This is a genomic window from uncultured Reyranella sp. (assembly GCF_945957355.1).
In the GTDB taxonomy this organism is placed as follows: domain Bacteria; phylum Pseudomonadota; class Alphaproteobacteria; order Reyranellales; family Reyranellaceae; genus Reyranella.
In genome coordinates this window covers 237,168-251,622 of record NZ_CAMFKM010000005.1, presented here as the reverse complement: position 1 = coordinate 251,622, position 14,455 = coordinate 237,168, and the positions used below count along the sequence as shown (strand labels likewise).

Here is a 14,455-nt window from a genome sequence, read left to right as displayed (position 1 = left end):
GATGACCGAGGCTGAAAGACTCCGGACCGAGATTCGCGACCGAGAGAGGAGGCTGCGCGCGCCGAAGCAGCGGCGCGATCATACCAGCCGCGACAAGCCCGCTGCCACTGGCGAAACGCCCGCCGAGACGATGGATCGCAAGCTCGACTCCGCCCTGTCCGACAGTTTCCCCGGAAGCGACGCGGTTTCGTTCCTGCAGCCCACGCCAGACAAGCCGACCGGCTTGCGCTGATCCATGCGCCCGGTCTTCCCCGTCGTCGCGCTGTTGGCCGCCCTGTCTTGCCTCTCCGCAGGCCACGCCAGCGCTGATGAACTGGGTCGGGGCTGGCAACTCGAACGCGACGTCGATTCGCCGACCTATGCTTTCATCGAACCCGCGATCACCGACCTCGACGTCGACGTCATGGTGTTGTCGTGCGAGCCGACTGAACGGAAGAGCGGCTTGCAGCTAAGACTCTATCCTCCGGAACCCGGTCCTTTCCGGTCGGCGCAGTCGAGTCCCGTCGAGTTGGCCCCCGATGTCGTTATCGACATCGACGGAAGGCGATACGCCGCTCGGCTTCTGTTCGCCGATGATTTCGTGGTGGTGGCGAACGCCGCCGACGGGGCTGTGCCGGTCCTGTCGGCGTCGCTTGTGACCTCGTTGCAGAACGGGAGGCACTTCACGATGAGGCTGCACACGATGGAGGCCTCTCCCTCCTCCCGCACGACGCCGGCGTTCGAGATCACCGCCGACCTCCAGGCGGGCATCGGCGGCGCGGCCATCGCCGTACTGCGTCGTTGCGGTACGCCGAACGACACCCTGGCTTCCGGCCCGGCCAGAGCACGTTGAGCCGCGAAACGGATCTGGCCCCAGGCGACCGGTCGCCCCCTGTCACTCGGCCACTGCTTTCCCGAGGGAGAGCTCGATGGCGGTTCGCCGCTGAAGACCTTGGGCCAGCAACCTTGCCATGCGCGCCTGCGCGCCGGGACGGGCGACCGACTGGAAGAAGGCCGCCAGGGCCGGCGGAAAGGCTGCATCTGGCGGTAGCGATGCTAGGTCGAGCAGCGACTTGGCGTGGACGATCCCATGCTTCTCGAAGCCGGCCAGGCGTTGGGCGAGGCCATCTACGAACGCAGACAGCTCAGCATCGGGCAGGGCACGATTGACGTATCCATAGCGCTCCGCGACGGCGCCCGAAAAGTCGTCCGCGCCCAGCACGACCTCCATCGCGCGCCCGCGTCCCATCAGGCCGGCGAGCCGTACCATAGGATTGCCGCCGGGCACGGCGCCGACGCCGACCTCGAACTGGCCGAGGATCGCGCGCTCGAGGCTGGCGAAGCGCATGTCGCAGGCCAACGCGAACTCGCTGCCCGCTCCCCGCGCGCGCCCCCGGATCTCGGCGATCGAGACGACGGGTGCGCGGGAGATTCGGACGAGGACATCCAGCCACGGATGGAGGCCTGACGGCCCCGGTGGCATCTCCGCCGTCCGCCTCTTGTCGGCCAGGACATCCCAATGAGCGAGGAAGAAGTCGTGATCGGCGCTGCGAAAGACGATGACCTTCACAACGGCATCGGTCTCCAGCTCCGCCAGCAGCGCTTGCAGCTCGACGATCGTGTCGGGGTCGATGAGGTTTATCGGCGGATTTTCGAATGTCGCGATCCAGAGGGCCGGGTTGTCTCGTTCGATCCTGAGCTGCGCCATGCTGCCTCCTCACTGGCTGTTGCGAGCAATGACGTGCCGATCGATGGCAGGAGATTCGATGGCACGAAGGTATCGACGACACCTAGGTGCAATACCGGCGCACTCCCCACCCCTTCACTTTCGACTCGGCAAGCGACCTCCGAGCCGGAGACCGCCCCTCACATTCCTATCGTGGAGCTGCACCATGCCCGTTCAGGGAACCATGTTGATCGGACAGTCGGCGCTTCATGGCGCCGCCCCCTCGCTCAACGCCTTCGATCCCGCGCTCGGCGCGCCTATCGAGCCTTCCTTTGGCGGTGCCACCGCAGCCGACGTAAATCGAGCCTGCCGCCTGGCCGACACCGCATACGACTCCTACAGTCGAACCGATCCGGAACTCAGGGCAACGTTTCTCGAGGCGATCGCCGCCAATCTCCTGGAACTGGGCGACGAGTTGGTCGAAAGGACCATGGCGGAGACCGGGCTTCCCAGGGCACGGATCCAGGGCGAACAGGCACGAACCGCCGCGCAGGTTCGCCATTTCGCCTCGGTCGTGCGCTCAGGCCTGTGGCGCCGCGCGACGATCGTCTCCGCCGACTCGAGGAAAGCCGTGCCAAGCCCGGACATGCGACTACATAAAGTTGCGTTGGGACCGGTTGCGGTTTTCGGTGCAAGCAATTTTCCCCTGCTCTACTCGGTGGCAGGCGGCGATACCGCGTCGGCCCTTGCGGCCGGCTGTCCGGTAATCGTGAAGGCGCATTTCTCGCATCTCGGCACGTCCGAACTTGTGGGGCGCGCCCTCCAGAAAGCCGTCGCCGACTTCGGCATGCACGAAGGCGTGTTCTCCCTCATCGTCGGAGCCGGTAACGCGGCTGCCGAAGCGCTCGTCGATAATCCCGCCATCAAGGCGGTGGCCTTCACCGGCTCGCAGGCCGGCGGCATGGCGCTGGTCCGCCGGGGACAGCAGCGCCCCGAACCGATCCCCGTCTTCTCCGAGATGACGAGCGTCAATCCCAACTTTGTGTTGCCGCACGTGGTAGCGACCCGGGGCGAAGCGCTTGCAGTCCGCTTCGCCGAACAGGTGGCTGCGGGTGTCGGCCAGATGTGCCTCAAGCCCGGCGTGCTCATCGCCCTCGAGGGAAACGGCTTCGGGGCCATGCGCTCCGCACTACAGGACGCGGTGTCGGCCAAGCCGGCAGCCACCATGCTCAGTCCCGGCATTCACGACGCCTATGGGCGGCGCACCGAGCGACAACGCGCGGCCGCCCCGGTCATTGCCTCCGGTGGGCCGCCCACCGGGAAGAATGACGGCCAGGCGCTCCTGTTCGAGATCAATGCCGACGCCCTGCTGGCCGACCTCACGCTGGCGGAGGAGATGTTCGGCCCAGCCGCCTTGTTGGTCCGATGCAGCCAGTTCAGTGACATGGTCCGGATCGCGGAGCGCCTGCCCGGCCAACTCACGATGACGCTTCAAATGGATGCTGAGGATGCCGCTTTGGCGAAGGCGCTGATGCCGGTCCTGGAACGCAAGGCTGGCCGCATCATCGCGAACGGCTTCTCCAATGCCGCGGTCGAGTTCACCTCAGCCACCAATCACGGCGGCCCGTTTCCGGCAACAAGCGACAGCCGCTTCACATCGGTGGGCAGTTCCGCGATCGACCGCTTCCTGCGGCCCGTGTCCTATCAGAACGTTCCGGCCGTACTGTTGCCGCCGGCTCTAAGGGACGAGAACCCGTACGGGCTGACGCGCCTGCGCGATGACCGCTTCGAGACGGTCCGCCAGAAGCGCGAGGCGGTCCGTTGAGAGACCGCAACGTCCGATACTTTCGGACAGGGTCGTCGATGCCTTCGACCAAGCGACTGCCGAGTGCCTCCCTGGTAGGACGCACGGATGGATCCCGCCTATATCTCCACCTTGGCTGCGTTGACCGGATCCGCGATCGGCGCATTGCCCTCCTTTGCTACCACATGGACCACACAGGCTTTACAGGCGCGTGCCGTCAACGGGCGTAGGAGCGCGCTCACCGAGAAGCGCTCTATGACGAGTTCACTCAGGAAGCTTCGCGGTTGTTCGTCGATGCCTTCGAGCATGAACTGGAAGACCCGGCGAAACTCGTGTCCCTCTATGCGATCGTGCGCACCATTCGCCTTTTCGGCGGACCAAGGGCTCTGCGCGAAGCTCAGAAGGTCATGTCGCAGATCGGCTAACTCCCAGATTGGTACCGTTGCGGGGGATCAGACCAGTCGGCTAAGAAATCTTCATGGTTGATATATGCACCGGCCGTCCGGCCACCCTCGCGCCCAACGGTATGGTTACATCCCCGCATTCACTGGCGTCACAGGCCGGCGTCGATGTGTTGAGATCAGGCGGATCGGCGGTCGATGCCGCCATCGCCACCAGCGCCGCGCTTTCGGTGCTCTATCCGCATATGACGGGCGTGGGCGGTGACGCGTTCTTGCTTGTCCATGAAGCCAAGACCGGTGCCGTACGCTATATCGACGGCGGCGGACGCGCTACCGCGGCCGGCACGATCGAAGCCTTCGCCCGGCGCGGCCTAGCCGAGATACCCTATCGTGGCGTACTGCCCGGCACCCTCACTGTTCCAGGCGCGGTCGCAAGCTGGGGCATGGCTCACGCTGCCTATGGTCGCTTGCCTTTGAAGCGCTGCCTGGAGAGCGCCATCGGCTACGCTCGCAATGGCTTCCCGGTGACGGCGCGGCTCGCCTACTGGCGCGAACTGGCGCGCGATGAATTGGCAAAAAGCCCCGAAGCGGCGGCCATCTTCCTGAAGGACGGTGCGATTCTCACCAACCCCGATCTCGCGAGGACCCTGGAGGCGATCGCCAGTGACGGCTGGCACGGCTTCTATGAGGGTGAAGTAGCGGGCGAATTGGCGCGTTGGTCGAGAGCCAACGACGGCTTCTTTACTCTGGACGACCTGAAGACGCAGAAGGCGCACTGGGGCGAACCGCTCAAAGGCAGCTACCGCGACGTCACGATCTACGAAACGCCGGCGCCCACGCAGGGCTTCGCCGTGCTGGAGATGCTGAACCTGCTTGAGCCAATGGAGATGCATAAAAATCCCTTTCTGGGCCCCGACTATGTGCATTTGATGGTCCAGGCCAAGCAGCTTGCCTATCACGACCGCGACCGCCATCTCGCCGATCCACGCTTCGTGTCTGTCCCGATGGAGCGCCTGATATCGAAGAAATATGCCGACGAGCGGCGCGCTCTGATGGATCCGGCCCGAGCCTTGCCGTGGGACAAGATCCCCTCCTACGGCAGCCTGGCCGGTGACACGGTCTATATCGCCGTGGTCGACGCAGAGGGCAATGCGGTGTCGATGATCCATTCCCTTTATGGCGGCTTCGGCGCCGCGGTCGTGGCGGGTCGCACCGGAATCGTCTTGCAGAATCGCTCGGCCTATTTCTCGCTCGATCCCAAGAGCCCCAACCGGGTCGAGCCCGGCAAGACGCCATTGCACACGCTGATCGCCTCGATGGCGTTCCGCGACGACAGGCTGTGGGCTGTGGTGGGCTGCATGGGCGCCGACGGCCAGCCTCAGATCCATCTGCAAACCTATCTCGCCCTGATCGACCACGGTCGCGACATCCAGGAGGCGCTTGAGACACCACGATTCCTGTCCGGCCGCTTCGCGATCGGCGAGCCACGCGATACGCTGCACCTTGAGGGACGCATTCCGGCCGAGACCATTGCCGAGCTCGAACGACGCGGCCATATGGTCAATCGCTGGGGCGCCTGGAACGAACTCGCGGGCCACGCCCACGGCATCACCGTGGACCCGGTCAGCGGCCTGCGCGTCGGCGGCTCGGATCCGCGCAGCGATGGCGCTGCGATCGGGTATTAGCTGGCTGTGTCAGCGTCCCGCAGCGACACCGTTGGGAGCAGCTAGCATCGGGCCCGCGCAACCAGCCGACGCCTGCCAATGTGCTTTACCGCTTAGCTGCCATTCAGCCGCCACCCGATGATGCAGAGCGGGGAGAGCTGTATTCTCATCAGCGCGGCGGCGTACTCAAGGTGGCCATCGCGATCTGACGAAAATCCTTCTCAAATCCTCCGCCAAAGCGGCCAGGTTGCGACGAGCGCCAGCAGGCCCATCAAGCCGGTGATCGCCGTGGCCTCGGGCGCTCCGATGAGATCGGCGAGCCAGCCCAGCCAGACGAAGCCGATCGGGCCGGTGCCGATGCAGACCGAGAGCACACCCAGGATGCGCGAGCGCATTTCCATCGGCGCCGCGAGATAGACGAGCGTGGCCTGCAGGGTGGCGAAGGTGGCGCCGGCGAGGCCGGTCACCAGCAGCGCCAAACCCGCCAGCAGCGGCGTGGGCGCCGCCGCAAAACCGATCAGCCCGACCAGGTAGGCGGCCGTGCCGCCGACATACGCGCGGGCATGCCAGCCCGGCGTCAGCCACAGCGCCAGCAGCAAGCAGCCGGCGAAGGCGCCGACGCCGTCGATGCTGGTGAGCAGGCCAACGCCTTCGGGGCCGAGCAGCAGCCGGTCTGTGCCGATCACAGGGATCATACTGGTGAAGGGCCAGGCGAAGACATTGTAGATGACGGTGACCGCCATGATCGCACCGAGACGGCGGTCGGAAAAGATGAGCGTCACGCCCTCCCAGGTGCGGGCGAGCACGGCCCCCGCACCGGGCGAGGACGGGATGTGGCTCTGCACCATCAAAGTGGCGGCGACGGCCGACGCGTACATTGTCACGCCCAGCAGGAAGGCGCCTTCGATGCCGACGCCCGCCAGCAGCAGGCCGCCGACAGCGGGCCCTACCATGCGACTGACATTGCCGGCGCCGACATCGAGCGCCATGGCGATGGCCATGCGATCGCGGCCCATGACTTCGCCCATCATCACGCGCCGGAGCGGATTGTCGGTGGCCCAGCCGCAGCCGTTAATGAAACTGGCGACGGCGAGGTGCCAGACTTCCAGGGCTCCCCTGAAAGCGACGACGGAGAGCAGGGCCGAGGTGACCATCATGAGGCCGACGATGCCGGCCAGGGTCAGGCGGCGGTCGAACCGTTCGGCGAAGGCCCCGAGGAAGGCGCCGAACAGGCCCATCGGGACCATGCGGAGCATGGTGATCATGGCGACGACCAGGGCGGAGCCGGTCTGCTGATAGACGACGATGCCCATGGCGACCGTTTCCAGCCAGCGCACGGTGGTGACGACGAACCCGACGTACCACAGGCGCCAGAAATCCATCGGGCTGGTCCGCAGCACCTGCCGGAATGAACTCGCCGTGTTCTTGTTGGTCTCGCCCATGCCGGCGCAGACTGTCGCGCAAGGCCGCGCCAAAGTCTCCTGTCCTGACACTGGAACCGCTACCAGGCTTTCCGGCAATTGGGCGTAACCTTGAACATCCCCGTCACGCACCCAACTCATGCGACACTTTTCGGAAGTCCGACCCCTACGTAGGAACTGACGGCTCCAAAGCGGACCCGCTCGATCAACCGACGCCTGCCGATGTGCTTCAGCGCGCCAGCCGTTCAGCTGTCGCGCAATGACGCAATGCACGTAAGCCGGTGCTCATGCGCGGTGGCACGTGCCAGGCCGAACTTCCAGCAGATTTCCTTCCACCTCATCCCGCTGGCCCGTATGCCTTGCTGCGGGGACTGTCGAAGGGCCGACATACCTCATCGTGCTCGATCCACCACGAGCGCGGTACGTCTGGCGCAACAAATAGTCTGGCACTACTTCCCTGTTCAGGTCGGCAAATTTCCCTGTTATCGCGCCAAAATTTCCCTGTTCCGATCGGCCAGGTTACAGCGACCCGAGGCCGGAAATCGCTGCCAGATGAGGACTTTTCGCGCCTCGCTCGCCGGGCCGATTGGAATTTCCCAGTTGTTTTCCCTGTTAGCAGGGAATTTGACCTGAGACTGGTTAGCGGTCGACTGGCCCCACTACCAACCGAGATCGAAGCGCGAGAGGTGCAAAGCCGGGCGGCCGGATTATCCTCAATCCCGCCGTCGACCTACGCGACGATGACCGCGTCATGGTTTCGCCCCGCTCGGCTGTTCGACAACCCAAGTAGACGATGGCTTCGGCTGCCCCGTCCGCGAACCTGCTCCGTGTATCGAAACACGTGTCGGTATCTCCGATACCGTGGGACAGGGTCGCCGATGCCTTCGACCAATCGACCGCCGTGCACCTCCCCGGTAGGAAGCACGGATGGATCCCGCCTACATCTCCACCCTGGCTGCGTTGACCGGATCCGCGATCGGGGCATTGGCCTCCTTTGCCACTACGTGGACCACGCAGGCTTCACAGGCGCGTGCCGCGCGACGGGCGCAGGAACGCGCTCACCGAGAAGCGCTCTATGGCGAGTTCATTCAGGAAGCTTCGCGCTCGTTCGTCGATGCCTTCGAGCATGATCTGGAAGACCCGGCGAAACTCGTGTCCCTCTATGCGATCGTAAGCACCATTCGCCTGTTCGGCGGGCCCGGGGCCCTGCGGGAAGCGGAGAAGGTCATGTCGCAGATCGGCGCGGCGTATTTTGCGCCGAACAAGGATGTCCGCCTGTTTGCCGAAATTGCGCCCGCTGGTGAACTCGACCCTCTCTTCGCCTTCAGCGCGGCCTGCCGGGACGAACTCCAGGCCCATGGCAAGAGATACCCACGGGGGCTGACTCGGAGGAGAGGCTGATGCCCGATATTCTCGCGGCGCTATGAGCTCGTCAGTGCAAAAGGCAATGAAGTGCGGCCGGAAGGCCGCACCCCGCATCCATCCTGGTTGATTCAAGCTACAGCCTTGATGTCCTCGACCGGGTGGATCGCGCGCAGGCCAATCTGCACCCGGTTCCAGACATTGATCGCGCCGATCAGCACCGTGAGATAGGCGATCTCCGTCTCGTTGAAGTACTCCTTGAGCTGTTCGTAGTCGTCGTCAGGCGCTCCGGTGTCCGCGACCCGGGTCAGCGTCTCGGTCCAAATGAGCGCAGCGCGCTCCCGGGCGGTAAACAGGGGCGATTCCCGCCAGGCGCTCACCAGGTGAAGGCGGATGTCCGCCTCGCCCTGCTTCAGGGCATCCTTCACGTGCATGTAGATGCAGTAGCCGCAGCCGTTGATCTGCGACGCACGCAGCCTCACGAGCTCGAGCAGGCCGTGCTCTAGGCCACTCTTGCCGATGGCGGTTTCCACCGCGACCATGCCCTTGATGGCATCGGGTGCGACCTGGAAGATGTTCATACGGGGCTTCATCAGACTTCTCCTTGCAGTTGGTTGAGACGAGCGGCGGGGGCGGCACGACCTGCGTGAACGGCCCAGAAAGTCAGGGCCACTCCGATGAGCGCGGGGAAAGAGACGGCGGGAAAATCCCGAGCGAGCGCCGATGGACCGCAGATGCCGACAGCGACTTCCCAGAAGTGGAAGAGGGCATGACCGCAAAGCCAGAGTGTGGGTGTCGCCCAGAGGATGACGCGGTGCCGGGGCAGAAAGGCACCGCTCAGAAAGGCTGTCCCGACGAACAGGAAGATCAGACCGATGTCGCGGACGAAGTGCTGGTTGAACGGACCCGTGGTCGTCACGCCCGGTACCGACAGATACCAGGCCTCGGGCGACCAGAGCATGAAGACTCCGTTCGCCTCTGCGGCGACACCGATAACGGCGGCAACGCCGAGACAGGTTGTCCGAAGCATCTTTCTACTCCTTGTCACTTGTTCGGTGGCGGCGGAACGTGGGTCAGCCACCAGTCGAACGAGGTACTGCCGAGCTGCGCCTTCGGACCGGGCATGAGCGAGCGATCGTCGACCTTCACGCCGAAATAAAGGGCTCCGGGGTCCGCGACGATTCGGCGGGGATCCTTGTCAAACGCGAGTACGCGACCGACCAACTCGTCGATCGGGAACGGCTTGGGCCCGGCGATCTCGATCATGCCGTTGACCGGCGCCGCCTGCGCAGCCTCGGCCACCGCCGCGGCGACATCCTGGGCAGCCATGGGCTGGAACAGGGCATGCGGCAGCCGCACGTCGCCAGCGCTGCTCCCCGATTGCGCGATGCTGCGCAGGAATTCGAAGAACTGGGTCGCGTGCAGCAGCGTGTAGGGGATAGGAGAAGTCTTGATCAGGCTTTCCTGCGCCTGCTTGGCGCGGAAGTAGCCACTGGCCTGCAGACGGTCGGTCCCGACGACGGAAAGCGCCACGTGATGCAGGACGCCGGCCTTCAATTCGGCCGCTGTCAGGTTCTTTCCAGCGGTCTGGAAAAACTCCATAGCCGCCTTGTCCTCGAAGGACGGAGAGTTCGCGACGTCGATCACGACCTGCGCACCGGCGAGCGCCGCATCCAGGCCTTCGCCCGTGATCGTATTCACACCCGTGTTCGGGGCGGCGGCGATGGTCTCGTGTCCCCTGCCCTTCAGGATGTCGACGACCTTCGAGCCGATGAGGCCGGTGCCGCCGATGACGACGATCTTCATGGTGATTCCCCTTCGATGTGTTGATGCGTTTGCGGTTCAGGTGAGTGCGAGGCCGCCATCGACGCCAATCACCTGCCCGGTGATCCAGTCCGAGGCGGGATCGGCAAGCCGGACGATCCACCGCGCGACGTCTTCGGGCTGGCCACGTCGTCCGAGCGGAATCTGCCGGCGCTCCTGCTCCTCGACGGCCGCGGCTTGCTCGGTCGACAGTCCCATCATCCCGGTCAGTGCGCCCGACTCCGTCGGGCCGGCCGCGACGGCGTTCACGCGGATGCCTCGCGGCGCGAGTTCGAGCGCCCAGCAACGCGTCAGGTGCTCGAGCGCCGCCTTGCTCGCCGCGTAGTGCGAGAGACCGGCCCCCGACTTCTGGGCGAAGGTGCTCGAGACATTGATGACCGCGCCCCTCGCCATTCCGAGGTGGGGCAACGCGGCAGCCGTCAGGAGACTGGGACCGACGACATTCACCGCGAAGATGTTCGCAATGACAGCTTCTGTCGCGTCGGCCAGGGGAAGTATTGCGCCTGCACCGGCATTGTTGACCAGGACGTCGAGCCGACCCCACTTCTCGATCGCCGCCGCAATCGTCCGCTCGGCGTCCTCGGGCACCGCAACGTCGGCCACCAGCCCCTCGATATTGGAATGCAACGCGGCCGCCTCATCGAGGAGCGCGCGACGTCGACCCGTGACGAGCACCATGGCGCCTCGTTGGGCACAGTCGAGTGCCGTAGCATGGCCAATGCCCGAGCTTCCGCCGGTGATGACCACGACCATGTCGGTCAAGGTTGGCATGAGGTCGCCTCCGGCTTTCGCATTTCGCCTCCTCGACGGCTCGACTGGCCGACGGGATGGAGAATGGCCGAACGAGTCCTGGGCGCCCATTCATCCTGGGATTCGGTTGCCTAATCCCAAGGTTTAGAACGGCCGGGGATTGACCGGCTGGCCTCCGATTGCCGGAAGGGTGAACGAGACTCGCGCGCCGCCGCCAGGCTGGTTGGCCGCCCGAATACACCCACCATGAGATCTGATGATCGACTGGCAGATCGCCAATCCAATGCCGACGCCACCCGGCTTGGTCGTGAAGAAGCTTTCGAAGAGGCGGCCCATGGCCTCGGTGGCGATGCCGGGGCCGGAATCGCGGACCGAGAGCTCGACCAGACTGTCTTCGACCAACGCGACCGCAATATTGATCCGGCGGGCCGCCCGATCTCCCTGCGAGATCGCCTGGATGCTATTGACGAGCAGGTTCACGATCACCTGCTGGAGCTGGACGCGATCCCCAAGCACCGTCGCAGGACCAGGCGCGGCATCGATGGACCAGGCAATGCGCCGGAATTCGATGTCGTGACGGACAAAGGTCAGCGCCTCCTCCGCAACCTCATGAAGGTCGAGCGCCTTTCGCTCGGGCTCCTTGCGCGCGGCGAGACTTCGGATACGTTGAATGATCTCGTTGGCCCGGTAAGCGCTCGATACGATTCGCTTCGTGAGCTGCTTGACCTTCTCCGAATTCAGATTGTCGCGCTCCAGCCACCGCAGACTCGTCTCGGCATTCGTTACGATCGCGGCAAGCGGCTGCTTGACCTCGTGGGCGATGGACGTGGCGAGTTCGCCAAGGGTCGATATCCGGGCTGCGTGGGCATAGTCCGCCTCGAGGCGCTGGAGCTGCGCCTCGGTGCGTAACCGCTCGGTGATGTCGAGCATGGTGAGGAAGGTCGTATCGAGCTGCTCGGGCGGGGTGGAAAAAGTCACCGAGAGAATTACGTCCCTGAGTTGTCCATCGAAGGTGAGGATTTTCGCCTGCTCGCTGAAATTTCGCCGACCCTCGAAGTGCGCGATCATGACCCGCTTCGCCATATCGGGGGTCGCCGTGAACAGATATCGGACCGGACGAATTAGGTCCGCGGCACTCCTGCCGCGAAAGAGCGCGACGGCCTCTCGGTTGACTTCCGTCACGCGGACGACGTCGTTGGAGAGCTCGATCAACTCCTCATGCGCATCGAGAAAGCTGGCGATGTCGGTCACGCCTTCCGACCGCAAGCGGTCGAAAACCTCGCCGGACGCGCGCGCGTCGACCTGCCAGAGCGCGGTCGGCATATGGTGGATCAGCTTGCGATAGCGATCCTCACCGACGTGCAGTTCCCGAACAGAGCGATCGTCGCTCAGGATGCCGCTTATCATCAGATAGATCGTGTTGGCGCGGCTCTGATCCAGCGAACGCCAGGCGGCGGCGGAGGCATTTTGAAGGGGGCCGTCCGAATGCATGGCGCGCGTCTGGGTGATCCGCCATGACTGCTGGGCCAGAACCATCGCGAGCAGCTCCACCAGCATCGGACGGCACTGCGACGGCCAGAAGTCCAGGATCGGTCGCGCAATCAGCTTCATGCGGTCCGCGGTGCCGCCAAATATACGAACTGCCTTCTCGTTGACGTTAACGATCCGGCAACGGGCGAGCAGGCGGTCCAGCCCATCGGGATCGCGGGCAAGCAGCGCGCCGGTATCACCGTCCGCCAGCGCGATGCGCTCCAGGTCATCTCGCACTTCGGAGACGTCGAGTTCCCAGCATGCCGCCGTGGCGCGATGCGGCGCGGCGCATTCTGCATCGCCGGACTTTGCGGCGCCCGTACTGATGCCCTTGCCGTATTCCACGATGTCATGCGGTAGGCCCGATGCCTTATATCGAACTGTCTGCGTGACGGATGCAGTCGTCAGCGCTCCCGCCGCGGTCTGCCGGCGGACGGTACCTTGCCACGTTCCTTCCCGCAGCAATTGGCGCCAATGGCCTTCTTCAAGCTCATAATCCGGAAAGAATTCGTCCAGTCGATGGCCGACGACGGCGAGCGCCGGCCAGCCGTAAAGCGCTTCGGAGGCAGGGTTCCAGTACCGGACAATGCCTTGGGCATCGCAGACGATGACGCTCTCGGACGCCAGATCCGCAAGCCCGGTCTGGGTACCGGCACCCATGGTGCCTTCGCCCGTCAGATCCGTCGTGTGGCGTTGAAGAGAAATCCCCCGATTGTGCAACATGTCGCCACCCCCTGCTCGCGACGGGAAAACTTCCGTATCGCGATCGCTTGATGAATCCGTTCACGCACACAAGCACGGAGCCCCCCCGGGCAACTGGCACTACCGCACTAGAGCCGCGTTCAGGGTCCGGGTCAGAAGCTCCTCGCCGACCGGCTTTGTGAGATAGGCAAAAGCGCCACCTGCAATCGCTTCCGACCGGCTTTCCACCTCCATCGACGATGTGATGACGATGACGGGGAGTCTCGATCCCAAGACCATCAGTTCCCGGATCAGCTCCATGCCACTCATCCCCGGCATGCGCAGATCGGTGATCAGGCAGTCGAAGGAATTCGGCGAGTACGCCGCAAGAAATGCCTCCGCTCGCTCGAAGGTGCGGCATTCCATGCATAGCACCTGAAGCAACTCCGACAGAGCATCACGCATTGCTTCGTCATCATCGACGACCGCAATCACGGGCGGACTGGACAAGCGATTTTCCTCGTTACTGGGGCCACGCGAACCCGTTGATGCCGCCTGAGAGGTTGCCGGCGTTCAGATGGGATGATCGGCGTTGTGGTTGTGACCGGCGCGGAGTTGGACCGGCAAAGCTTCCCAGGCACGGACGAGTTCGCCGACCGAGGTCGCCTGCATCTTACGCATCATGTTGGCGCGATGGACCTTCACCGTGATCTGGCTGATCCCCAGATCGAACGCGATCTGCTTGCTGAGGCGACCGCGCGCCACCTCTTTCATGACCTGGCGCTCGCGCGCCGTCAGCGTGCCGAAACGGCTGGCTTGCATCCTGGCGATACGGGCCATGGCGCGCTGGGCGATGTCACGCTCGATCCCGAGCTTGACCGCGTCGAGCAGCGCCTGGCCACGAACGGGCTTGGTCAGGAAGTCGATTGCTCCGGCCTTCATTGCCTGGACCGTCATGGGAATGTCGCCATGGCCACTCACGAATACGATCGGCTTCCTATCGCCGCTCGAAGAGAGGTGAGTCTGGAGATCAAGTCCACTCAGGCCGGGCATCCGCACGTCCAGGACGAGACAGCCAGGCCGATCGGCCAAATCGGCCTCCAGCAACTCGCTTGTAGAGCCGAAGCTGACCGCGTCGAGCCCGACCGATTCCATCAACTCGACGAGAGCCAGCCGCAACGCCTCGTCATCGTCGACGACGATGACGAGCGGCGTCTCCGCGCCAGAGGGCAACTCCCTGGATGCGGGCCGCACCCTGACGCGGCCCTGCATCCGCAGGACGCGAGCCGGTCCCGGACCGGGTTCCCGCGACGAAATTAGCCGGCTATCCGAAGAAGTTTGCGTGTTCCCGGGCATGGCGCATCCTTACCTTG

15 protein-coding genes are annotated in these 14,455 nt (G+C 64.4%); 6 read left to right on the top strand and 9 right to left on the bottom strand.

Annotated elements, in window-relative coordinates; translation table 11 throughout:
* Position 1: 1 nt before the first annotated feature.
* Together Q0Q48_RS10930 and Q0Q48_RS10925 are read left to right on the top strand one after the other, a co-directional pair.
* Positions 2–232 (top strand): hypothetical protein, encoded by a 231-nt coding sequence (locus Q0Q48_RS10930; RefSeq protein WP_295137350.1) that lies wholly within the window; start codon positions 2–4, stop codon positions 230–232.
* Between the two features lie 3 nt (positions 233–235).
* Entirely contained in the window at positions 236–832 is a 597-nt protein-coding gene (locus Q0Q48_RS10925) for a hypothetical protein (protein ID WP_295137348.1), read from the top strand.
* Between the two features lie 42 nt (positions 833–874).
* Here the strand turns inward: Q0Q48_RS10925 and Q0Q48_RS10920 are convergent, their stop codons facing one another.
* Positions 875–1,687 carry an enoyl-CoA hydratase/isomerase family protein gene (locus Q0Q48_RS10920; protein ID WP_295137347.1) on the bottom strand — a complete coding sequence of 271 codons (813 nt, stop codon included), beginning with the start codon at positions 1,685–1,687 and terminating at the stop codon, positions 875–877.
* Positions 1,688–1,871: 184 nt separating this feature from the next.
* Here Q0Q48_RS10920 and Q0Q48_RS10915 point away from each other — a divergent pair, with 184 nt between their 5' ends.
* The 3 genes from Q0Q48_RS10915 to ggt all read left to right on the top strand — a co-directional run bounded on the left by Q0Q48_RS10915 (position 1,872) and on the right by ggt (position 5,535).
* Positions 1,872–3,470, top strand: a complete 1,599-nt coding sequence (locus Q0Q48_RS10915) for an aldehyde dehydrogenase (NADP(+)) (protein ID WP_295137345.1) — start codon at positions 1,872–1,874, stop codon at positions 3,468–3,470.
* Between the two features lie 263 nt (positions 3,471–3,733).
* Entirely contained in the window at positions 3,734–3,874 is a 141-nt protein-coding gene (locus Q0Q48_RS10910) for a hypothetical protein (RefSeq protein ID WP_295137343.1), read from the top strand.
* Between the two features lie 53 nt (positions 3,875–3,927).
* Positions 3,928–5,535: a gamma-glutamyltransferase gene (ggt, locus tag Q0Q48_RS10905; RefSeq protein WP_366915279.1), complete on the top strand. Its 1,608-nt coding sequence runs from the start codon at positions 3,928–3,930 to the stop codon at positions 5,533–5,535.
* A 200-nt stretch (positions 5,536–5,735) separates the two neighbouring features.
* Here the strand turns inward: ggt and Q0Q48_RS10900 are convergent, their stop codons facing one another.
* Positions 5,736–6,956 carry an MFS transporter gene (locus tag Q0Q48_RS10900; RefSeq protein WP_295137341.1) on the bottom strand — a complete coding sequence of 407 codons (1,221 nt, stop codon included), beginning with the start codon at positions 6,954–6,956 and terminating at the stop codon, positions 5,736–5,738.
* Positions 6,957–7,862: 906 nt separating this feature from the next.
* Between Q0Q48_RS10900 and Q0Q48_RS10895 the strand changes: the two genes are divergently transcribed.
* The gene (locus tag Q0Q48_RS10895; RefSeq protein WP_295137339.1) at positions 7,863–8,336 is read left to right on the top strand and encodes a hypothetical protein; all 474 of its coding nucleotides are present in this window, start codon (positions 7,863–7,865) and stop codon (positions 8,334–8,336) included.
* 92 nt (positions 8,337–8,428) lie between these two features.
* On the opposite strand, the gene Q0Q48_RS10890 is transcribed toward Q0Q48_RS10895, so the two are convergent.
* The 7 genes from Q0Q48_RS10890 to Q0Q48_RS10860 form a co-directional block, all read right to left on the bottom strand.
* Positions 8,429–8,890 (bottom strand): carboxymuconolactone decarboxylase family protein, encoded by a 462-nt coding sequence (locus Q0Q48_RS10890; protein ID WP_295137337.1) that lies wholly within the window; start codon positions 8,888–8,890, stop codon positions 8,429–8,431.
* On the bottom strand, positions 8,890–9,327 hold the full coding sequence (locus Q0Q48_RS10885) for a hypothetical protein (protein WP_295137335.1): 438 nt from the start codon (positions 9,325–9,327) through the stop codon (positions 8,890–8,892). Before Q0Q48_RS10885 ends, Q0Q48_RS10890 begins: the two co-directional genes overlap by 1 nt.
* Positions 9,328–9,341: 14 nt before the next feature.
* Positions 9,342–10,103 carry an SDR family oxidoreductase gene (locus Q0Q48_RS10880; RefSeq protein ID WP_295137333.1) on the bottom strand — a complete coding sequence of 254 codons (762 nt, stop codon included), beginning with the start codon at positions 10,101–10,103 and terminating at the stop codon, positions 9,342–9,344.
* 36 nt (positions 10,104–10,139) lie between these two features.
* Entirely contained in the window at positions 10,140–10,892 is a 753-nt protein-coding gene (locus Q0Q48_RS10875) for an SDR family oxidoreductase (RefSeq protein WP_295137331.1), read from the bottom strand.
* A gap of 123 nt (positions 10,893–11,015) precedes the next feature.
* Positions 11,016–13,124, bottom strand: coding sequence for an ATP-binding protein (locus Q0Q48_RS10870; RefSeq protein WP_295137329.1), 2,109 nt, complete (start codon positions 13,122–13,124; stop codon positions 11,016–11,018).
* Between the two features lie 99 nt (positions 13,125–13,223).
* A complete protein-coding gene (locus Q0Q48_RS10865) occupies positions 13,224–13,577 on the bottom strand; it encodes a response regulator (RefSeq protein WP_295137327.1) in 354 nt (117 codons plus the stop codon).
* 78 nt (positions 13,578–13,655) lie between these two features.
* Positions 13,656–14,354: a response regulator transcription factor gene (locus Q0Q48_RS10860; RefSeq protein ID WP_295137325.1), complete on the bottom strand. Its 699-nt coding sequence runs from the start codon at positions 14,352–14,354 to the stop codon at positions 13,656–13,658.
* Between the last annotated feature and the right edge of the window lie 101 nt (positions 14,355–14,455).

Excerpts from the sequence above, each read along its gene's own strand:
- Q0Q48_RS10930 (WP_295137350.1), top strand. The coding sequence starts at position 2 with ATGACCGAGGCTGAAAGACTCCGGACCGAGATTCGCGACCGAGAGAGG.
- Q0Q48_RS10925 (WP_295137348.1), top strand. The coding sequence starts at position 236 with ATGCGCCCGGTCTTCCCCGTCGTCGCGCTGTTGGCCGCCCTGTCTTGC.
- Q0Q48_RS10920 (WP_295137347.1), bottom strand. The coding sequence starts at position 1,687 with ATGGCGCAGCTCAGGATCGAACGAGACAACCCGGCCCTCTGGATCGCG.
- Q0Q48_RS10915 (WP_295137345.1), top strand. The coding sequence starts at position 1,872 with ATGCCCGTTCAGGGAACCATGTTGATCGGACAGTCGGCGCTTCATGGC.
- ggt (WP_366915279.1), top strand. The coding sequence starts at position 3,928 with ATGGTTGATATATGCACCGGCCGTCCGGCCACCCTCGCGCCCAACGGT.
- Q0Q48_RS10900 (WP_295137341.1), bottom strand. The coding sequence starts at position 6,956 with ATGGGCGAGACCAACAAGAACACGGCGAGTTCATTCCGGCAGGTGCTG.
- Q0Q48_RS10895 (WP_295137339.1), top strand. The coding sequence starts at position 7,863 with ATGGATCCCGCCTACATCTCCACCCTGGCTGCGTTGACCGGATCCGCG.
- Q0Q48_RS10890 (WP_295137337.1), bottom strand. The coding sequence starts at position 8,890 with ATGAAGCCCCGTATGAACATCTTCCAGGTCGCACCCGATGCCATCAAG.
- Q0Q48_RS10885 (WP_295137335.1), bottom strand. The coding sequence starts at position 9,327 with ATGCTTCGGACAACCTGTCTCGGCGTTGCCGCCGTTATCGGTGTCGCC.
- Q0Q48_RS10880 (WP_295137333.1), bottom strand. The coding sequence starts at position 10,103 with ATGAAGATCGTCGTCATCGGCGGCACCGGCCTCATCGGCTCGAAGGTC.
- Q0Q48_RS10875 (WP_295137331.1), bottom strand. The coding sequence starts at position 10,892 with ATGCCAACCTTGACCGACATGGTCGTGGTCATCACCGGCGGAAGCTCG.
- Q0Q48_RS10870 (WP_295137329.1), bottom strand. The coding sequence starts at position 13,124 with ATGTTGCACAATCGGGGGATTTCTCTTCAACGCCACACGACGGATCTG.
- Q0Q48_RS10860 (WP_295137325.1), bottom strand. The coding sequence starts at position 14,354 with ATGCAGGGCCGCGTCAGGGTGCGGCCCGCATCCAGGGAGTTGCCCTCT.